18 protein-coding genes and 2 tRNA genes are annotated in these 18436 nt (G+C 69.7%); 10 read left to right on the top strand and 10 right to left on the bottom strand.

Annotated elements, in window-relative coordinates:
• Positions 1-106 precede the first annotated feature (106 nt).
• From NBT67_RS03065 to NBT67_RS03055, 3 genes are all read left to right on the top strand, one after another.
• Positions 107-190 (top strand) — tRNA-Ser (locus NBT67_RS03065).
• Between the two features lie 443 nt (positions 191-633).
• Positions 634-948 (top strand): DUF5785 family protein, encoded by a 315-nt coding sequence (locus NBT67_RS03060; protein ID WP_251343345.1) that lies wholly within the window; start codon positions 634-636, stop codon positions 946-948.
• A 165-nt stretch (positions 949-1113) separates the two neighbouring features.
• On the top strand, positions 1114-2433 hold the full coding sequence (locus NBT67_RS03055) for an ABC transporter substrate-binding protein (protein WP_251343344.1): 1320 nt from the start codon (positions 1114-1116) through the stop codon (positions 2431-2433).
• Here the strand turns inward: NBT67_RS03055 and NBT67_RS03050 are convergent.
• The 4 genes from NBT67_RS03050 to NBT67_RS03035 are packed head-to-tail and all read right to left on the bottom strand — an operon-like array spanning position 2430 to position 6313.
• Complete coding sequence (locus NBT67_RS03050; RefSeq protein ID WP_251343343.1) at positions 2430-3182, bottom strand: ABC transporter ATP-binding protein; 753 nt, start codon at positions 3180-3182, stop codon at positions 2430-2432. The two genes, NBT67_RS03055 and NBT67_RS03050, sit on opposite strands and share 4 nt — an antisense overlap.
• Positions 3179-3994 carry an ABC transporter ATP-binding protein gene (locus NBT67_RS03045; protein ID WP_425498889.1) on the bottom strand — a complete coding sequence of 272 codons (816 nt, stop codon included), beginning with the start codon at positions 3992-3994 and terminating at the stop codon, positions 3179-3181. Before NBT67_RS03045 ends, NBT67_RS03050 begins: the two co-directional genes overlap by 4 nt.
• Entirely contained in the window at positions 3978-5372 is a 1395-nt protein-coding gene (locus tag NBT67_RS03040; protein ID WP_251343341.1) for a branched-chain amino acid ABC transporter permease, read from the bottom strand. Before NBT67_RS03040 ends, NBT67_RS03045 begins: the two co-directional genes overlap by 17 nt.
• Positions 5369-6313 carry a branched-chain amino acid ABC transporter permease gene (locus NBT67_RS03035; RefSeq protein ID WP_251344328.1) on the bottom strand — a complete coding sequence of 315 codons (945 nt, stop codon included), beginning with the start codon at positions 6311-6313 and terminating at the stop codon, positions 5369-5371. The genes NBT67_RS03040 and NBT67_RS03035 overlap by 4 nt, the downstream gene beginning before the upstream one ends.
• Before the next feature lie 296 nt (positions 6314-6609).
• Between NBT67_RS03035 and NBT67_RS03030 the strand changes: the two genes are divergently transcribed.
• Entirely contained in the window at positions 6610-7095 is a 486-nt protein-coding gene (locus NBT67_RS03030) for a GNAT family N-acetyltransferase (RefSeq protein WP_251343340.1), read from the top strand.
• A gap of 7 nt (positions 7096-7102) precedes the next feature.
• Positions 7103-7176 (top strand) — tRNA-Thr (locus NBT67_RS03025).
• Between the two features lie 41 nt (positions 7177-7217).
• On the opposite strand, the gene NBT67_RS03020 is transcribed toward NBT67_RS03025, so the two are convergent.
• Together NBT67_RS03020 and NBT67_RS03015 are read right to left on the bottom strand one after the other, a co-directional pair.
• The gene (locus tag NBT67_RS03020) at positions 7218-7646 is read right to left on the bottom strand and encodes a pyridoxamine 5'-phosphate oxidase family protein (protein WP_251343339.1); all 429 of its coding nucleotides are present in this window, start codon (positions 7644-7646) and stop codon (positions 7218-7220) included.
• A gap of 124 nt (positions 7647-7770) precedes the next feature.
• Complete coding sequence (locus NBT67_RS03015) at positions 7771-8190, bottom strand: universal stress protein (protein ID WP_251343338.1); 420 nt, start codon at positions 8188-8190, stop codon at positions 7771-7773.
• A gap of 123 nt (positions 8191-8313) precedes the next feature.
• On the opposite strand from NBT67_RS03015, the gene NBT67_RS03010 reads away from it, so the two are divergent.
• Entirely contained in the window at positions 8314-10863 is a 2550-nt protein-coding gene (locus tag NBT67_RS03010; protein ID WP_251343337.1) for a cation-translocating P-type ATPase, read from the top strand.
• 28 nt (positions 10864-10891) lie between these two features.
• Here NBT67_RS03010 and NBT67_RS03005 read toward each other — a convergent pair whose 3' ends face one another.
• On the bottom strand, positions 10892-11875 hold the full coding sequence (locus NBT67_RS03005) for a DMT family transporter (protein ID WP_251343336.1): 984 nt from the start codon (positions 11873-11875) through the stop codon (positions 10892-10894).
• A 214-nt stretch (positions 11876-12089) separates the two neighbouring features.
• On the opposite strand from NBT67_RS03005, the gene NBT67_RS03000 reads away from it, so the two are divergent.
• The 3 genes from NBT67_RS03000 to NBT67_RS02990 all read left to right on the top strand — a co-directional run bounded on the left by NBT67_RS03000 (position 12090) and on the right by NBT67_RS02990 (position 14168).
• Positions 12090-12884 (top strand): helix-turn-helix transcriptional regulator, encoded by a 795-nt coding sequence (locus tag NBT67_RS03000; protein WP_251343335.1) that lies wholly within the window; start codon positions 12090-12092, stop codon positions 12882-12884.
• Between the two features lie 404 nt (positions 12885-13288).
• Positions 13289-13909, top strand: a complete 621-nt coding sequence (locus NBT67_RS02995) for a hypothetical protein (RefSeq protein ID WP_251343334.1) — start codon at positions 13289-13291, stop codon at positions 13907-13909.
• A gap of 55 nt (positions 13910-13964) precedes the next feature.
• Positions 13965-14168 carry an FmdB family zinc ribbon protein gene (locus NBT67_RS02990; RefSeq protein ID WP_251343333.1) on the top strand — a complete coding sequence of 68 codons (204 nt, stop codon included), beginning with the start codon at positions 13965-13967 and terminating at the stop codon, positions 14166-14168.
• Here the strand turns inward: NBT67_RS02990 and NBT67_RS02985 are convergent, their stop codons facing one another.
• Positions 14169-15395 carry a hypothetical protein gene (locus NBT67_RS02985; protein ID WP_251343332.1) on the bottom strand — a complete coding sequence of 409 codons (1227 nt, stop codon included), beginning with the start codon at positions 15393-15395 and terminating at the stop codon, positions 14169-14171.
• A 94-nt stretch (positions 15396-15489) separates the two neighbouring features.
• Here NBT67_RS02985 and NBT67_RS02980 point away from each other — a divergent pair, with 94 nt between their 5' ends.
• Positions 15490-16326: a M14 family metallopeptidase gene (locus tag NBT67_RS02980; RefSeq protein WP_251343331.1), complete on the top strand. Its 837-nt coding sequence runs from the start codon at positions 15490-15492 to the stop codon at positions 16324-16326.
• 41 nt (positions 16327-16367) lie between these two features.
• Here NBT67_RS02980 and sucD read toward each other — a convergent pair whose 3' ends face one another.
• Both sucD and sucC read right to left on the bottom strand, forming a co-directional pair.
• The gene (gene sucD, locus NBT67_RS02975; RefSeq protein ID WP_251343330.1) at positions 16368-17237 is read right to left on the bottom strand and encodes a succinate--CoA ligase subunit alpha; all 870 of its coding nucleotides are present in this window, start codon (positions 17235-17237) and stop codon (positions 16368-16370) included.
• Positions 17234-18379 (bottom strand): ADP-forming succinate--CoA ligase subunit beta, encoded by a 1146-nt coding sequence (sucC, locus tag NBT67_RS02970; protein ID WP_251343329.1) that lies wholly within the window; start codon positions 18377-18379, stop codon positions 17234-17236. The genes sucD and sucC overlap by 4 nt, the downstream gene beginning before the upstream one ends.
• Positions 18380-18436: the final 57 nt, after the last annotated feature.

Genomic DNA, 18436 nt, shown 5'->3' with positions numbered 1-18436 from the left:
AGCAGATCGTACGCCGTGCTTCGATCTGCGGTGTGAATGGTTTCAATCGCTACGATAGGACACACAGCAGAAGGCATTTGACCGGCGGGTGGGTACGCGTTCACGCGGTGGGATGGCAGAGCGGCCTATTGCGCCTGCCTTGAAAGCAGGTAGCCTCACGGCTTCCTGGGTTCGAATCCCAGTCCCACCGTCTTTTCGCGACGCTCGTGAGCGGAGAGCGGCCGCTGGGATTCGACCCACGCGAGTCGCGAGCGGAGCGAGCGTCTCGCCATCGGGTTCGAATTCCAGTCCCGCCGACGGCACTCGACTCGCTCGTCTCGCTCGGTTGCCGACGTCCCCCTCGCTCGGTTCGGCGCCGACGCACCGATCCACGCCAACCGCTACCTCGATACACGTCACCAAACGACCTGAACAATAATTATATACGAGGCCTCCGTATGGACGGATATGTCGACACAAGGGTCGACTCCGGCGTCGTTGCACCGGTGTGGGTGTGGTGAGTCCTTCGACTCGACGGAGGCGCTCCTCGAACACGCCCGAGAGGTACACCGGTTCACGCCGTGGTGACCCGGCGGCGTCCGCTTTTCGCGACCCGAACGTAACGGCTTTGGGCTGCCCGTCCGAGTGTCGGGTATGGACTGGCCACACGACCCCGACGGCGAGGAGGGGAGCGAGGGCGGGCGCAAATACGGTCACGCCGTCATCGCGAAGAAGATCGACGAGGAGGAGGACTTCCCCCTCGACGTCGCGGCGTTCGTCGAGGAGTACGGCGACGACCCGGTCCGGATCGACCACGAGACGGTCGTCTCCGTGCGCGACGTCTTCGAGGGGGTCGACGGCGACGAGTTCGACGACTTCGTCGCGCTCCACCGCGCCCTCGGCGAGGCGATGCGCGAGAACGGCTACTGGTTCTACGAGGGCGCCGACGCGTTCGTCGGCGACGCCTGAGGCGGGTCGTCGTCCCCGTCTGCCGGCCCCCGCCGATCCCGTCCGAGATACTCGAACGTCCGGGCCACCGCCAGCGACCTACCGGGACGGGGAGGGGGTTCCCGGACGGCCGCGGGGGCCGGATTTGCGGAAGGGTTTATAAATTATCCGACCGTTGTGCCGGGTATGGTACGTGATATCGGACGGCGTGAATTCCTCGTCGGTGCCGGAACGGCCGGTGCCGTTGGACTGGCAGGATGTATCGGTGGCGGCGGCGGTGGCAACGGCGGCGGTGGCGGCGGCGACGGCGGCCCCGACATGCTCGTCGTCATCGGCTACCCCGAGAGCGGGATCCAGCTGTTCCGCGACTACTACTCGATGACAAGCGGCGAGCAGGACATCCTGGTCCCGGACGGCCTCCGCGACGGCGCCATGCCCGGACAGGTCGGCAACGACATGGAGAACGTCATCGGGACGGCGCCCGCCGCCGGCGGGCCGAACCAGGAGGCGTTCAACTCGCTGTTCCAGGAGCAGTACGGCTCCTCGCCCGGCGTCTTCACCTCGCAGTCGTACGACTCGGTCGCGATCCAGATCCTCGCGAACGCGGCGGCGGGCGAGAACGACGGGACGGCCGTCCGCGACCAGATGCGTCGCATCGCCAACCCCGGCGGCACCGAGTACGGCCCGCAGAACTTCCTCGACGCGGTCGAGGCGGCCGCCAACGGGGAGGACATCAACTACCAGGGCGCCTCCAGCACGACCAACTTCAACGCGGCGGGCGATCCCGCGTCCGCGGCCTACTCCATCTGGGAGTTCCAGGGCGCCGACACGCAGGGGACGACACAGATCGAAATCCAGAACTTCGAGAGCGAGAACCCCGACGGCGGCGGGCCGAGCGCCGACAGCGGTCCGGGTGGCATGGGTCGGACCATCGACGTGGGCATCCTCCTGCCGGAGACGGGTGACCTCGCCTCAGTCGGCGGCCCGATGATCCAGGCCGCCCAGTTGCCGGCCCGCCAGGTCAACGACTCCGACCTGGACCTGGAGGTCAACGCTCAGGTCGAGGACACACAGACCTCGCCGTCGGCCGGCGTCACCGCGGCGGAGGCGCTGGTCAACGCCGGCATGCCGAGCGTCTGTGGCTCGGCGTCCTCCGGCGTGAACGTCCCCGTCTCGCAGGAGGTGTTCATCCCCAATCAGATCGTCGGCTGTTCGCCCTCCAGCACCGCGCTCTCGGTCACCAACCTGGAGGACGACGACTACATCTTCCGGACGGCCCCCTCGGACCAACTGCAGGGTCGCGTGATGGCACAGGTGGCCTCCGAGCGCCTCGGCAACTCGACGGCCGCGACGCTCTACGTCAACAACGACTACGGCCAGCAGCTATCGAACCGCTTCGCCGAGGTGTTCCAGGACACCTTCGACGGGACGGTCACGGATCAGGTGGCGTTCAACATCGGTGAGTCGTCGTACACCTCGGTGATCGAGACGGCGCTGTCGGGCTAACCGCCGAGGAACTCCCGCCGGACCTCGTCGTCGTCGAGGAGCGTCCGGCCGTCGCCCTCGAAGCGGTTCGCCCCGTTCGCGAGGACGTATCCCCGATCGCACCGCCTGAGCGCCTCCTTGGCGTTCTGTTCGACCATCAGGATCGCCGTGCCGGCCTCGTTGATCTCGTCGATCCGGTCGAACATCTCGTCGACCAGGTCCGGCGCGAGGCCGGCGCTCGGTTCGTCGAGGAGGAGCAGGCTCGGATCGAGCATGAGCGCCCGGCCCATCGCGAGCATCTGTCGTTGCCCGCCGCTCAGCGTCCCCGCGGTCTGGGCCTGTCGCTCCTCGAGGATGGGGAAGCGGTCGAACACCGCGGCGAGTCGGTCCTCCGGGACCTCGTCGAGGATGTACGCCCCCATCTCCAGGTTCTCCCGCACCGAGAGCGAGGCGAAGACGTTGTCCGACTGCGGGACGTATCCGATCCCCTCGTGGATGATCTCCTCTGGCGACCGGCCGGTGATGTCGGCCCCGTCGAACCGGATCGTCCCGCCCATGTAGGTGGTGAGCCCGAACACGGACTTCATCACCGTCGACTTGCCGGCGCCGTTCGGACCGACGATGGTGACGTACTCCCCGTCGTCGACGGTCAGATCGACGCCGTCGAGGATCTGCAGGTCGCCGTAACCGGCGTCGAGGTCCGCGACTTCGAGGAGGTCCCCGTCGGCGTCGGGGGCGGCGTCCGCGTCCGCGTCCGCGTCGGCGCTCATACGTCACCACCCAGATACGCCTCGAGAACCGCCTCGTCCTGCTTGACCTCCTCGGGCGTCCCCTCGGTCAGGATCCGCCCCTGATGCATCACGATCACGTGTCGGCAGTTGTTCATGATGAGATCCATGTCGTGTTCGACGAGCAGGAAGGTGTAGCCCTGATCCCGGAGTTCGTGGACGTGTTCGAGGAGGCGGCGTTCGAGCGTCGGGTTGACGCCGGCGAAGGGTTCGTCGAGCAGGAGGACGTCGGGGTCGGTCAACAGCGCGCGCGCCATCTCCAGGAGTTTCCGCTGGCCGCCGGAGAGGTTGCCCGCGTACTCCTCGGCCAGGTGTTCGATCTCGAAGAACTCCAGGGTCTCCCACACCCGATCCAGCAGTTCCTCCTCCTGGCTGACGACGCCCCCGCGGACGCCGGGGAGGACCGACCGCCAGAGCCGCTCGCCTTGCTGGCCCTTCGGCGCGAGCATCATGTTCTCCAGGACGGTCATCTCCTTCAGTTCGCGGGCGATCTGGAAGGTCCGGACCAGGCCGCGGTCGGCGATCCGGTGGGGGTCGAGGCCGGTGATGTCCTCGTCGTCGAAGGTGACGGTCCCGGCGTCGGGGGTGAGCATGCCGGTGACGAGGTCGAACGTCGTCGACTTGCCGGCGCCGTTCGGGCCGATCAACCCGGTGAGCGTGCCGCGCTCGACCTCGAAGGTCGCGCCGTCGACGGCGGTGATACCGCCGAAGCGCTTGGTGAGCCCCTCGACCCGGAGTGGCGTGTCGGTCACGTCGGGACGCGACCGCTCGACGGCGTCACTCACCCTCCTCACCCCCCTCGGCGTCGGCTCGGGAGGTCCCGGTCTCGGGGTCGGGCGCGCTCCCCTCGCCGGTCGGCCGGCCGACGAGCGGGATGGCGGCCGCCGTCTCCTTGCGGTGGCCGAGCATCCCCTCGGGGCGGTTGTGCATCAACCAGACGAGCACCACGCCCATGACGACGAGCTGGAGCTGGCGGACCGAATCGAGCGTGTAAAGCAGGAAGGGGACGGGATCGAGCCCCGAGATCAGCGGCGCGACGGCGGGGCCGAAACTCCCCGGTGCGTCGCCGGGCTGGAAGACGCTCGTGACGAGGTTCTGGAAGTAGAGCGGCCCCTGATAGAGGACGGCGGCGAAGAGGGCGCCGCCGATGACGCTCCCCGTGTTCGACCCGGCGCCGCCGATGATGAGGGCGATCCAGACGAAGAAGGTGAGCCGCGGGCGGAAGAAGTTGGGCGTGACCGCGCCCTGGCCCATCAGCCAGAGGATGCCGACAAGCCCCATCAGCGCACAGCCGAGCATGAACGACGTGATCTTGAAGCGGTCGGTGTTCTTCCCGAGGGCGCGGGCCACGTCCTCGTCCTCGCGGATCGCCTTCAGCACGCGGCCGAAAGGCGATTCTCCCGTCCGCTTCAGGAGCCAGAAGTAGGCGGTGACGAACCCCAGGAGGACGACGCCGTAGACGAGGCTGTGGACGATGGGCTCGGGGTTGTTCGCCACGATCCGTCCGACGAACGCGACGAGGCCGGCGTAGGCGCCCGAGAGGCCGAGCATGTCGATGAACGCCAGGAGCGGGTCGGGGAAATCGAGGATGAGGCCGCTCCCGCCGCCGAAGCCGACGCGGGTGGTGTCGCCGGCGAGGGTGTGGGGAACCTGGAACTGCTGGAAGGTCGAGGAGAGGAAGGTAAAGCGGACGATCTCCGACATGGCGATGGTGACGATGGCGAGGTAGTCGGCGCGAAGCCGGAGGGCGGGAAGCGCGACGACGAAGCCGAGGAGCGCGGCGGCGATCATCCCCGCGAGGATTCCGACCGGGATGGGGAGCCCGAGGCCGCCGACCTGTGCCGCGCCCCCGGAGCCGTACAGCGGCTTCGAGACGAACGCCATCACGTAGATGCCGACGGCCATGAAGCCGACGACGCCGATGTTGAACAGGCCCGTGTACCCCCAGTGGAGGTTCAAGGCGAGCGCGAGGGTGGCGAAGACGCCGATGTAGAAGGTCAGCGAGGCGAGGGAGTTCAACTGGCCGCGGACGCTGTAGCCGAGGACCAGTCCGCTCAGCAGGTACGCGGTGTAGATGACCAGCAGGACGACGGTGATCTTGACGGCGTCCTCCGCCCAGAGCCGGCGGGCGGTCTCGACGGTACTCGGACCCGCGTCCGTCTCGGCGCTCATGCGGTCGACCTCCCTGAGAACAGCCCCTGCGGGCGGACGAGCAGGATGACGATCATGACGACGAACGCCGCCGCCCGCGAGAACGCGGCCGGGATCCAGAGCACCGAGACGGACGCCGCGACGCCGATGATGAGACCGCCGGCGATGGCGCCGTAGATGGAGCCGATGCCGCCGAGGATGACCGCCGCGAAGATCAGCAGGAGGAGCAGCCAGCCGTCGTTGAACCCGAGGGTCCCCTTCCAGAGGACGAACACGTAGCCGGCGACGCCGGTGAGGCCGCCGCCGACGATCCAGGTCGCGCGGACGACCCGCTCGGTCGGGATGCCGGTGATGCGCGCGAGGTCCTCGTTGTCGGACATCGCCCGCATGGCCTTGCCGAGTTTCGTCGTCTGGAGGAGGAGGTGGACGCCGAGCATCAGACCCACGGAGACGACGAGCAGCGTGACGTCGTGGGCGTCGACGCGGACGACGCCGTCGACGAAGTAGAGCGGTACCTGCGGGATGGCTCCCGCGGCGGTCGTCCCGCGGACGCTGGAGCCGAAGACGAACTGGATCAGGTAGCGCAGCGCGAACGCGACGCCGATGCTCGTGATGAGGAGGGTGATGCCGCTCTCCGACCGGATCGGCTCGTAGACCACCCGGTCGAGCGCGAGCGCCAACAGGACGGTGAACGCGCCGGCGACGGCGACGCCGGCCGCGACGGCCAGGGGCGTGGTCGTCACGCCGATGCCGAGCGCGCCGCCGAGGACGGACCCGCCGGCGCCGACCAGCAGGAGCGAGCCGACGTCGGCCCGCCCCAGCCCCGCCAGCAGGTAGGTGGTCGCCCACCCGGCGAACGCGCCGCTGGTGATGTAGTCGCCGTGCGAGAAGTTCGCGAAGTTCAGGATGCTGTAGGTCATCGAGAGCCCGATGCCCGCCAGGCCGATGACGAGCCCGCGCATCACGCCGTCCCAGACGAGCGAGCCGACGCGGGCGAACGCGACCGTGCCGGAGACCAGCAGTCCCCAGAGCAAATCACCCAGAAGCAGGAGGCCGACGGCCACGAACACGGCTACCAGAACGCGGTCGGCCGTCACCCGCCGCCCGCCAGCGAACGATTCCGTGATTCCCATGATAGTCTCGTGCTGTGTGCGAACGTGACGCAAGCATAAACCTTTCTTTCAATCGGTCGACTGGACGGCCGATCCACGGAACGTCCGGACGGAACTGACTTCGGGGGGGCTCCCCTAGCCGGGGCATGGTCGCGGTCGAGTCGGCGACCCCGGGCGACGCGGCGGCGGTCGCCGACCTCTGGGTCGCGCTCGCGGCGGGACAGCGCCGATACGGGTCGCACCTCCGGGGCGAGGCGAGTCGCCGGGCGGCCGAGGAGGCGCTGGCCCGGGCCGCGGCCGACGGCCGTCTCGACGTGGCCCGCGACGCCGACGACGTCGTGGGGTTCGTCCGCTACGGCGTCGAACGCGGGGCGCTGGCCCAGGACGTCACCCGCGGCGTCGTCCGCGACCTCTACGTCGTCGCCGAGCGACGGGGCGAGGGGGTCGGCTCCAGCCTGCTCGACGCCGCCGAGGCGTCCCTGCGGAACCGGGGGGCGGACGTCGTCGCCGTGGAGGCGATGGCCGACAACGAGGACGCCATCCGACTGTACGAGCGACGGGGGTACCGCCCCCACCGGATCGAGTTCGAGCGAGAGGTCGAAAACGATAAACGCTACCGCGGGGACCGCTAGGTCACGCGCCAGGGGAGCATGGGCGGTTCATGCACTCGACTTGTAATCGAGACTTCGTGGGTTCGAATCCCACCCCTGGCTTCCGATCCGGGACCGTCCCCGACCGCGGGTCGACGCCCGTCCTACACTCGCTTTCGACCGACGACCGTCTCCATCTCCAGTTCGTACAGCGAGAACGACACGTCCCCGACGGCCTCGTCGAACAGGCGGAAGGGCGGGAACCACTCGTTGAGCGTCGCCTCGTCGACGGCGTCGGTCCACTCCCGGACCGGCCCCCGCACGTGGACGCTCCAGGACTCCTCGGCGTCGGCGGCGTACCTGACGAGCGTCGCGGTGTCGGTGGCGTCGAGGAAGCGGCGCTTCTCGGCGTCGCCGTCGTGATCGCTCACACGAACCAGGAGTCGGTCGCCGTCGTAGCGGTAGTGCAGCGGGACCGCGTAGGCGTCGTCGCCGTCGGCGAGCGCGAGGACGGCGGTCGAGCCGGTACGGAGGCGCGCGTCGAGTTCGGTCGCCTCCATGCCGACGGTGTAGACGTAGTCGACGTGTTCCATGGGAGGGATACGTCCCGAAGGGGTATAACCCCCGACGACGCGACCCGACCCTCGCCGACGAACTGCGTGACCGGAGCGACGTCCGAGGCGGGGTGACGACCCGACGAGAGCGCCGCGGGGGGCTCTAGACGACGAGGACGGGCCGCCCGGCGTTCCGGACGACGCGGTCGGTCACGCTCCCGATCCGTTCGGCGGCGGCGTGGGACTGGCCCTGATACCCGAGGACGACCACGTCCGCGTCGACGTCGTCCGCGTACCCGATGATCTCCTCGTGGGGAGTCCCGTGACAGCACCGCGTCACGACCTCGATGCCCAGCCCGTCGGCGCGTTCGACCACCTCCTCGAGCTGGTTCCGTCCCCAGTCCTCGATGGAGTCGACGACGAGTTCGGTGCTGCTCAGCGCCGGTTCGCCGTAGCGGCCGGTGTCCACGACGAAGATGGCGTGGAGGGTCGCGCCGTTGGCCTCGGCCTGTTCGAGGGCCCGGGAGACCGCCCGGTTCGCGGAGGCGCTGCCGTCCGTGGCGACGAGGATTCTCTCGTACATGATCCGAGGGAGGGAAGGAATGACAATAAAACTAGGTTTTGGGGCCGTCCGCTCCGGCGTCACGCGCCGACGCGGATAGTGTCAACGGATACATCCATTAGGGTGGCGCCTGTTCGTGGGGTCGTGTCCGGACGTCCACACAGTCGGTCGGCCGAGGAGGTGCTGTCGGCGCTCGACGCCGACCCCGGCGGGCTCTCCGCCGGGGAGGCCCGGCGGCGCCTCGCGGCCCACGGCGAGAACGAGGTGGTGGGCACGGGCGGTCGGACGTGGGCGGGAATCCTGCTGACGCAGTTCGACAGCGTCCTCATCTGGGTGCTGGTGGTCGCCGCCGGTCTCTCGGTGTGGGTCGGCCACGCCGTCGATGCCGCCCTCATCGTCGTCATCGTCGGGCTCAACGGCGCCTTCGGGTTCGCACAGGACTACCGGGCCGAGCGCAGCCTCGAAGCCCTCCGGAAGCTGACGGCGCCGACGACGACGGTCAGACGCGACGGCGAGTCGGTCGTGGTGCCGGCGACGGAACTCGTCCCCGGCGACGTGGTGGAACTCGGCAGCGGCGACGTGGTGCCCGCGGACGCGCGACTCCTCGACGAGACGGACCTCGGAGTCGACGAGTCGGCGCTGACCGGGGAGAGCGTTCCCGTGTCGAAGGGGACGGAAGCCGTCGACGCCGGGACGCCGCTCGCGGATCGACGCGGGATGGTCTACAAGGGGACGAACGTCACCCGCGGGAGCGGCGTCGCGGTCGTGACCGCGACGGGGATGGAGACGGAGGTGGGCGCCATCGCGCGCGACCTGGCGTCCATCGAGGGGACGCGCACGCCCCTCCAGCGGGAACTCGACGGGCTAGGTCGGCGCCTGGGCCTCGGAGTGGTGGGACTCGCCGCGCTCCTGGTTCCGCTCCTGCTGGTCCGGGGGACGCCGCTCCTCGACGCCGGCCTCACTGCGGTGTCGCTCGCCGTCGCCGCCGTCCCGGAGGGGTTGCCGGCGGTGGTGACCCTGACGCTCGCGCTTGGGGTGCGCACCATGGCCGAGGAGAACGCGCTGGTGCGCCGGCTGCCGGCGGTCGAGGCCCTCGGCGCCGTCGACGTGATCTGTACCGACAAGACGGGGACGCTCACCGAGGGGCGGATGCACGTCGGGCGGGCGTGGATCGACGACCGGGTCCTCCATCTCGACGGCGACGGGGCGTCGGACCGACTCGACCTCCTCCTGCGGGCGGGGGCGCTCTGTAACGACGCCACGCTGGACGACGGCGAACCGACCGAGCGGGCCCTCGTCGAGGCGGCCACGGATCACGGCATCGACGTCGCGGCGCTCCGGGAGCGACGGCCACGCACCGACGAGGTGCCCTTCTCCTCGGAGCGCAAGTGGATGGGCACCGTCCACGACGACGTCGCCTACGTCAAGGGTGCGCCGGAGGTGGTCCTCTCGAAGGCGTCGGGCGTGCTGTCGGCCGACGGGACGGTCGACCGATCGGACGCGGCGGCCGAGCGCGTCCGCGAACGCGTCCGGGCGTTCGCCGACGACGCCCTCCGGGTGCTGGCGGTCGGCTACACCGACTCCCCCGACGAGCTAGAGGGCGAGGAACTCGTCGTCGTGGGGCTCGTGGGGCTGATCGATCCGCCCCGCGAGGAGGTGGCCGAGGCCATCGCGGCGACGACGCGTGCGGGCATCGAGGTGAAGATGGTCACCGGCGACAACGCCCACACCGCCGCGGCCATCGCCGAATCGCTCGGCATCGGAACCGAAGTCGTCGAGGGGAGCGAAGTCGAACGGCTCGGCGAGACGGAACTGGAGGCGCGCGTCGAGACGGCCGACGTGTTCGCCCGCACCTCCCCCGAACACAAGGTACGGATCCTGCGGGCGCTGAAGCGGAACGGCCACGTCGTCGCGATGACGGGCGACGGCGTCAACGACGCCCCGGCACTGAAGAGCGCCGACGTGGGCGTCGCGATGGGGAACCGCGGGACCGACGTGGCGCGGTCGGCGAGCGACGTGGTGTTGCTCGACGACAACTACGCGACGATCACGCGGGCCATCGAGCGGGGACGCGCCATCTTCGACAACGTCTGGAAGTTCGTCGCCTACCTACTCTCGGCGAACGTGGCCGAAGTCGCCATCGTCCTGCTCGCCTCCCTCTATGGCTACCTCGTCCTCCCGGCGGTGCAGTTGCTGTGGATCAACCTGCTGACCGACGGGGTCCCGGCGCTGACGCTCGGCGCGGACCCCCGGAGCGGCGACGTGATGGAGCGGGCGCCCCGCGATCCGGCGCGGGGGATCGTCGACCGCGGCACCCTCGGCCTGATGGCCGGGGCGGGCGCCGTCTCCACCGCCGTGATGCTCGGCGTGCTGTTCCACGCGCTCGACGGCGCCCCCGCCGTCACGCCGTACGCGATGACGATGGTGTTCACCGGCTTCGTCGCCCTGGAGTTCGAGAAACTGTACGTCATCCGCTGGGTGCGGGACACTCCGACGCTCTCGAACCCGTGGCTGCTGGCCGCGGTCGGGTCGTCGCTGGCGCTCCAACTGGCGGTGCTGTACACGCCGCTCAACCGGTACTTCGGGACGGTACCGCTCGCCGCCGGCGACTGGGGGGTTATCGCGACGGCGCTCGGGGTCGCCCTCCCGGGCTATCTCGTCGTCGCGGCCGCCGTCCGGCGGTGGCGCGAGTGAACCGCTCGCGGGTCGTGGCCCGGGGCGGTCAGTCCGCCTCGAATCCGCGGGGCTCCTCCGCGGGCGGGGCGTCGATCCGGTCGGGCGTCCGGTCGGCGACCCGCCGCCGGAGCGTCGGGAGGTCGACCGACTCGCTCCCGATCACCGCGAACCCGGCGAAGATGGTCAGGAAGCCGACGACCGCGAACGTCGAGATGTGCTCGCCGAGGAGCGCCCACCCGCCGACCGCGGCGACGACGGGAACCAGGTAGAACACGAGGTTCGCCCGGATGGCGCCCGCGGCGTCGAGCAGGCCGAAGTAGGCGATGTAGGCCACGGCGCCGGCGAGCACGCCGACGTACGCGAGCGCGGCGACGGCCTCGGGCGCCCAGGTGATCGATCCGGGCGACTCGCCGGCCCACAGGCTGAACAGGTGACAGCTGAGCGCCGCGAAGGGGAGCCCCCAGGCGGTGCGAACCGTGCTCGGCAGGCCGCCGCCGGACCACCTGATGAGGACGCTCCCGAGGGCGCCGAGGACCGCACCGGCAAAGAGGATGGCCTTGCCGACCCCGCCCGTCATCAGGGTCGCGGGGTCGGGGTTGACGACGAGGGCGACGCCGACGAACCCCAGCGCCATGCCGGCGACTCCCCGGAGCGAGAGGCGCTCGTCGGCCAGCAGGAGCGACGCGAACAGCGGCGTCAGGATGGGGTTCAGGCTGAACACGATGGCCGCGACGGCGCTCGTGGTGTGTTGCTGTCCCACGAACAGGAGGGCGTTCGTGAGGCCGATGGCGAACACGCCGGTCGCGAGGATGCCGGCCGCGTCGCGCCACGTCCGGGGGAGCAGGTCCTCCCGATCCGCCGTGAGCGCCGCGTAGCCGAGCAGCGCGACCGCCGCGACGTCGAATCGGAGGGCGACGAACAGCAGGGGCGGGAAGTACGCGAGTCCGGCCTTCACCGCGACGAAGGTGCCGCCGAACAGCAGGCCCGCAACCGCGAACGCGGCGAGCGAGCGGCGATCCGCCTCGCTCACTCCGCGACCCCGTCGAAGATCGGTTTGCCGTCCGTTCCGCAGGTCGAGATCCGTGATAGATGACTCATCGACTCCCCCTACGTGGCGCTCACGTATAATTTAATTCGTAAAATATTTCATAGCAAGAAAGGGACACAGTCCGCTCGATGGTGTCGCGGCGTGCAAGGGTTTCACGGGTCGAAAGTGGTTTGTCGCGTCGGGGAGGAGTGCGACCATGGAGTCGGCACTGTCGGAGATCGAGTTCCTCGCGCTCTCGCCCAACCGGGTGGCGGTGCTGCGACGTCTCGCCGACGAGCGACACACCCGGACGGACCTGGCGGTGGCGACGGGGGCCTCGCAGGCGACGCTCGGGCGCATCCTCCGGGACTTCGAGGAGCGCTCGTGGATCCGCCGGAGCGACGGGGGGTACGTCGCCACCGCGACGGGTGAACTCGTCGCGGACGGCTTCCTCGACCTGCTGGAGATCGTGGAGATCGAGGGGGACCTCCGACCCATCGTCCGCTACCTGCCGACCGACGCGCTGGGCTTCGACCTGCGGCGATTCGAGGACGCGACGATCACCGTCCCGAGCGGGACGAAACCGAACGCGCCGGTCACGCGGGTGCTCGAGTTCCTCCGAACGGCCGAGGACGTGCGGGTGTTCTCCCACGCGTTCAACGAGGGGAGCCTCACGGTGATCGAAGAGCGGGTGAGCGACGGCGAGATGACGTTCGAGGGGGTGTTCTCCCGGAGCGCCCTGGACGCCGTCGCCGACGACGCCGGACTGCGGCGCCGACTCGACTCCCTGCTCGGGGCACCGGACGCGACGGTTCGGGTCCGGGACGGCGAGATTCCACTGGCGGTGACCGTCGCCGACGACGTGGTTCACATGCTCCTCCGGGACGCGAACGGGGTGTTACAGGCGTCGGTCGACACCGACGACCCGACCGTTCGCGCCTGGGCGACGGAGACGTTCGACGACTACTGGGAGGCGGCCGACCCGGTCGACCCCGACGACCTCGCGCGCTGATACGGTTTATTGTAACTGGTTACCGGTGGTTCGTCGGATCGTCTCGGCGAACCACCGATACTGACTTACAATAAACCGTATGACGCCGGAGGACGCTACGCCACCCGTCAGGACCGGGACCGCCGATAGTTGACCAGCCGTCCGCCACAGGTCGGACAGGTCATCCGAAACGGGCCCGCTTCGAGTTCCCGATCACAGCCCGGACAGACGTAGCGTGCCATGACGTGCCCCCCAACGTACCGTTCCTAATTAAATATTTTCGTGAGTTTCGAGGAGGTACGTCGACAGATAGAGCGGTTCTGACTACGAACGGTCACATCGTCCGGCGGGCGTCGAAGGAGCCACATCACTTCAGCGGGTGCCGAAGGGGAAACACTTAGCACGCGCCTGCGGAAGGTGTCGGTATGGCACAGTTGCGGTCCTGTTACTTCTGTGGCGCCGTCGGCGACTCGCTCCGGGAGTACGAGGTGGTGCCGGAGCGCCTCGACTCGGCCGCGGGCGGGCGGTCGGCGGTGCTGTGTTCGACCTGTCACGAGAAGCTCCGGCGCGTGATCGAACCGCTGGCCCGCGCGGCCGACTCGGACGCCGGGACGGACGACGCCGACCCCGGGCCACCGTCCCACCAGGAGGTCACCTTCGAGTCGGAGGTGGGATCGGCCGACAACGACGCGCCGTCGTCCGCCGAGGGGACGGCCGAGGGAACCGCGGACGAGGCGTCGGCCGACGACGGGGCGGACGAGGCGTCGACGCCCGAGGGGGACGCCGCGGCGGCCCACGAGGCGGAGGACGAGTCGGCGTCGGCCGACGACTCGACGGCGACGGCCGACGACGTGCCGGAAGAGTACTACAAGGTGCTCCGCCTCCTCCAGAACCGCGAGTTCCCGATGGAGCGGGCCGAACTGACCGGCCTGGTGACGGGCGCGTACGACGTGTCCGAACCCCAGTGCGAGCGGATCCTGGAGACCGCGGTCGAACGCGGGGTGCTGGTGGAGCAGGGATCGACCCTGGACCTGGGCCGGAACTGACGGAAACACGAACAATTATGAACGACAACCGATAACGTGTGGGTGGTGGTAGCGTATGAGTCTCATGGACAAGGTGAAAGACCTGCTGGCTCCCGACGAGGAGGAGACCGTACTCTACGATTACGAGTGCCAGGAGTGCGAGACGACGTTCACGACCAACGACGAGCCGGAGTCGGCGACGTGTGAGGACTGCGGGTCGAGCGACCTGGAGGAGGTCGGCCGGATGTACGCCGGGGGCGGCGGCGGCGCGCCCGGGTGACTACCCGCTTCCCGGCAGTCGCTCCGGCTCACCCGACCGGAGGATGTACTCGATAGCGATGCCGTTGAGCGGTGAGCCCGCCGTCTCGGCGTGATCGCGCGCCAGTTCGAAGTATCGCTCCGTGATCGACACGACGTTCTCGTACGCCGCCGCGTCGCGGTCGGCGAGGACGTACTCGGCGGTGACGGGAGTCAGCTGTCCTTCGGCCACGTCGTCGCGGTAGTCGTCCACGTCGTCGAGCCAGATCTGTGCCCCGATGATCGCGAGGACGATCGACGTGCCGAACGCGTCCGGAATCTCGAAGCCGACCCCGCGGTAGGCGTCGAGCATCCCCCGGTAGATGACGCCGACGCGGTCGTACTGGGTCCGCAGGTAGGGCAGGTCGCGCTCGTCGTCCGGGAACGGGGCGTCCTCGGGGACGGGCGCGAACTTGTACTCGGCCTCGATGCGCTCGGCCGCGTCCGGGTCGCCGTCGAGGGCGTCGGCCAGCATGTCGCGAAAGCGGTCGTCGCGGTCCTGGTGGGCCTCGGACCGCTCGACCGCGTCGTCGTAGGCCGTCCGCACCGCGTCGGGAGCGCGGTCGAACGCCGCCTCGACGACGCCCTGGAGGTGTGACTGGGCGATTTCGGCGACCCGTCGGCGGTCGAGTGTCGTCCCGGGGGCCGCCACCTCGAAGTCCTCGAACTCGTCGTCGTTGATCGCGTCGCGCATGTCGCCGTCGAGCAGCGCCTGGACGATGAGCGCCGTCGCCTCCTCCGCCCGCTCGACGTACTCGCGCGCCTCGCGGTTGGCGGGGGCCGAGGGGTCGACGAGGCCGAGTCGCCCCCGGATCCCCGCCGGTTCGTCCGCGACGGGGTCGTACCCCGGCGCCGACCGGGCGATGGCCCGCCGGTACAGGTAGCCGAGGGTCAGCTCCGCCGGCAGCGTGAGCTTCGTCTCGTACGCGAAGTCGACCCCGTCGACGCCCAGCTCGTCGGCGACCGCGGCCTCGACGTCGCCGTACACGTCCTCGAGGATGGCGTCGAGCGTGTCGTCGACGGCGGATTTGATCCGGAGCGCGCGGTAGTCGAAGCGACCGGTCTCGGCGTAGTACCCCAGGATCGCCCGCTGGGCGGTCGAGGGGCGGTCCGACGCCGCGAGTCGGCGGGCGACCGCCCGAAGCGGCGACGACGGTCCGACCGACCGCTCGGCCGCCCCGTCCGACCCCCGACGGCTGGCTCGGGTCATCGTTGGCCGAACCGTCCCCGGCGACGGGTATCAACCTTGTTATCGGCGGTCCCGATGGGACAGGTTTTCGGGGCCGGCCCTCCCAGAGTCGTCCATGCAGGTCCACACGGTCGGTGACGGGACCCCCGAGGTAGCGGTCGTCGGCGCAATCCACGGGGACGAGCCCTGTGGCGTCCGCGCAATCGAGCGATTCCTCGACACCGAACCCGACGTCGACCGCCCGGCCAAGCTGATCGTCGCCAACGAGCGTGCCCTCGACCGGGGCGTGCGGTACGTCGACACGGACCTCAACCGCTGTCTCCCGGGCGACCCCGAGAGCGACCAGTACGAGGAGCGACTGGCACACGACCTGATGGCCGAGGTGCAGGGGTGTACCGCGCTCGGCATCCACTCGACGGTGTCCTACGACCGGCCCTTCGCCAACGTGGCGTACCTGAACGAGCGCAAGCGGGAGGTGGCCGCCCACCTGCCCGTCGAACAGGTGGTCGATTTCACCGTCGTCGCCGACGGCCGGTCGGTCGAACTCCCGGGCTTTCTCGACGTGGAGGCGGGCCACCAGGGGTCGGCCGCCGCCGTCGACAACGCCTACGACTGCCTGCTCGCGTTCCTCCGGAGCACGGGCGTCCTCCCCGGCGAGCCGCCGGCGCCCGATCCGGGCTACTACGAGGTGACCGAGCCCATCTACAAGGAACCGGGACGGACGTATCACTTCCTCGGCGAGAACTTCGTCCGCGTCGGCCCCGGCGACCGGTACGCCACCGTCGACGGCGAACCGATCGTGGCCGACGAGGAGTTCTGGCCCGTCCTCATGTCCGACGAGGGCCACGACGTCCTCTTCGGCTACCGCTCCACCCACCGCGGGGCGCTGTCGACGCTGCCGGACGTGGACCACTCGGCCGAGGCCGTCGCCGACGAGGCCACCGACGACTAGCGACGGTCACGGCCGGAACGGGGCGACCGAGCCGGAAAAGGCTACAGGTAGCCCTCGATGTGGTCGGCGACTTCCTCGGGCGTGTCGCCGACGGGGACGCCGGCGTTGTTGAGCGCCTCAATCTTGCTCTCGGCGGTGCCGGTGCCGCTCCCGGAGACGATGGCGCCGGCGTGGCCCATGCGCTTGCCCGGCGGGGCGGTCCGCCCAGCGATGAAGGCCGCGACGGGCGTGTCCATCTGCGTGGCGATGTACTCGGCGGCCGCCTCCTCGTCCTCGCCACCGATCTCGCCGCACATGGCGATCGCTTCGGTCTCCGGATCGGCCTCGAAGAGCTCCAGAGCGTCGATGAAGGAGGTGCCGATGATCGGGTCGCCGCCGATGCCGATGGCGGTGGTCTGGCCGATGCCTCGGCTCGTGAGGTTGTCGACGACCTGGTAGGTGAGGGTGCCCGACCGGGAGACGAGGCCGACCTTCCCCGAGGCGAAGATGTTGCCCGGCAGGATGCCGAGTTTCGCCTCGCCCGGCGTGATGACGCCCGGACAGTTCGGCCCGACGAGGTGGGTGTCGGTGTCGCGCAGGCGGCGGTTCACCGTCGCCATGTCCTGGGTCGGGATGCCCTCGGTGATGGCGACCACCAGGTCGAGCGGGGTGTCGAGCGCCTCGAACAGCGCGTCGGCCGCAAAGGCCGGCGGCACGAAGACGACGGAGGCGTCGGCGTCCTCGCGGCGCACCGCCTCGTGGACGGTGTCGTAGACGGGGACGCCGTGAACCTCCTCGCCCCCCTTGCCCGGCACCGCGCCGGCGACGACGTTCGTGCCGTACTCGATCATCTGGCCGGCGTGGAACTTCCCTTCGCCGCCGGTGATGCCCTGCACGACGACGCGGGTGTCCTCGTCGACGAGGACGCTCATCGGGGCACCTCCTCGGCGTTGGCGACGGCACGCTGGACGGCGTCTTCGAGGGTCCCCTCGACCTGCACCAGATCGGTGTCGAGGATCTCCATCCCCTCGCTCGCGTTGGTGCCGGCGAGGCGGACGACGACGGGCTTGGGAATCTCGTCGAACTGCGAGAGCGCGTCGTTGATGCCGCGAGCCACCTCGTCGCCGCGGGTGATGCCGCCGAAGATGTTGAAGACGACGGAGTCGACGTTCGGGTCCGAGAAGACCATATCGAGGGCGTTGGCGACGCGTTCGGCCTTGGCGCCGCCGCCGATGTCGAGGAAATTCGCCGGTTCGCCGCCGTAGTGGTCCACGAGGTCGAGCGTCGCCATCACGAGGCCCGCGCCGTTGCCGATGATGCCCACGTTGCCCGACAGGCGGACGTAGTCGAAGCCGTACTCGCCGGCCTTGCGTTCCAGGTCGTCGGTGTAGGACTCCTCCTCCATGTCCGCGAGGTCGGGATGCCGGAAGAGGGCGTCGTCGTCGACGTTCATCACGGCGTCCGCGGCGACGACGTCGCCGCCGTCGGTCACCATCAGCGGGTTGATCTCGGCCTCGCTGGCGTCGTTCGCCTCCCAGAGGTCGTACAGCGTCTCCAGCACGCTCGCGACGGCCCGGGAGACGTCGCGGGGGACGCCCGCCTCGTAGACCGCCTTGCGGGCCTGGTAGGGGTGCATCCCGAACGCGGGGTCGACCCCCTCGCGGGCGATGGCCTCGGGCGTCTCCGCGGCGACCTCCTCGATGTCGACGCCGCCCTCGGAGGAGACCATCGCGACGGGTTCACCCTCGCCGCGATCCATCGTCACGCCGAGGTAGAGTTCGTTCGTGAAGTCGACGGCCGACTCGACCAGGACGCGGTCGACGTGGTAGCCCTTGAGGTCCATCCCGAGGATGCTCTCGGCGGCCTCGCGGAGTCCGGCCTCGTCGGTCGCGATCTCGATGCCGCCGGCCTTGCCGCGCCCGCCGACGTGGACCTGTGCCTTGACCGCGACCGGGTACCCCAGGTCGCGTCCGGCATCGACTGCCTCGTCGACGCTCGTCGCCAGCCGGGAGTCGGGTGTCGGAATCCCGGCGTCGGCGAAGACGCTCTTCGCCTGATACTCGTGAAGTCTCATGCTCGAATCGTCCGGAGGTTCCGGCGACCGGGAGTTAGTAGTATCGGTCGGGGCGGC

The organism is Haloplanus sp. GDY1 (assembly GCF_023703775.1).
Taxonomy (GTDB): Archaea; Halobacteriota; Halobacteria; order Halobacteriales; family Haloferacaceae; genus Haloplanus; species Haloplanus halophilus.
Note: the sequence above shows the minus strand (reverse complement) of the source record. Positions and strands in the feature narration are given on the sequence as shown.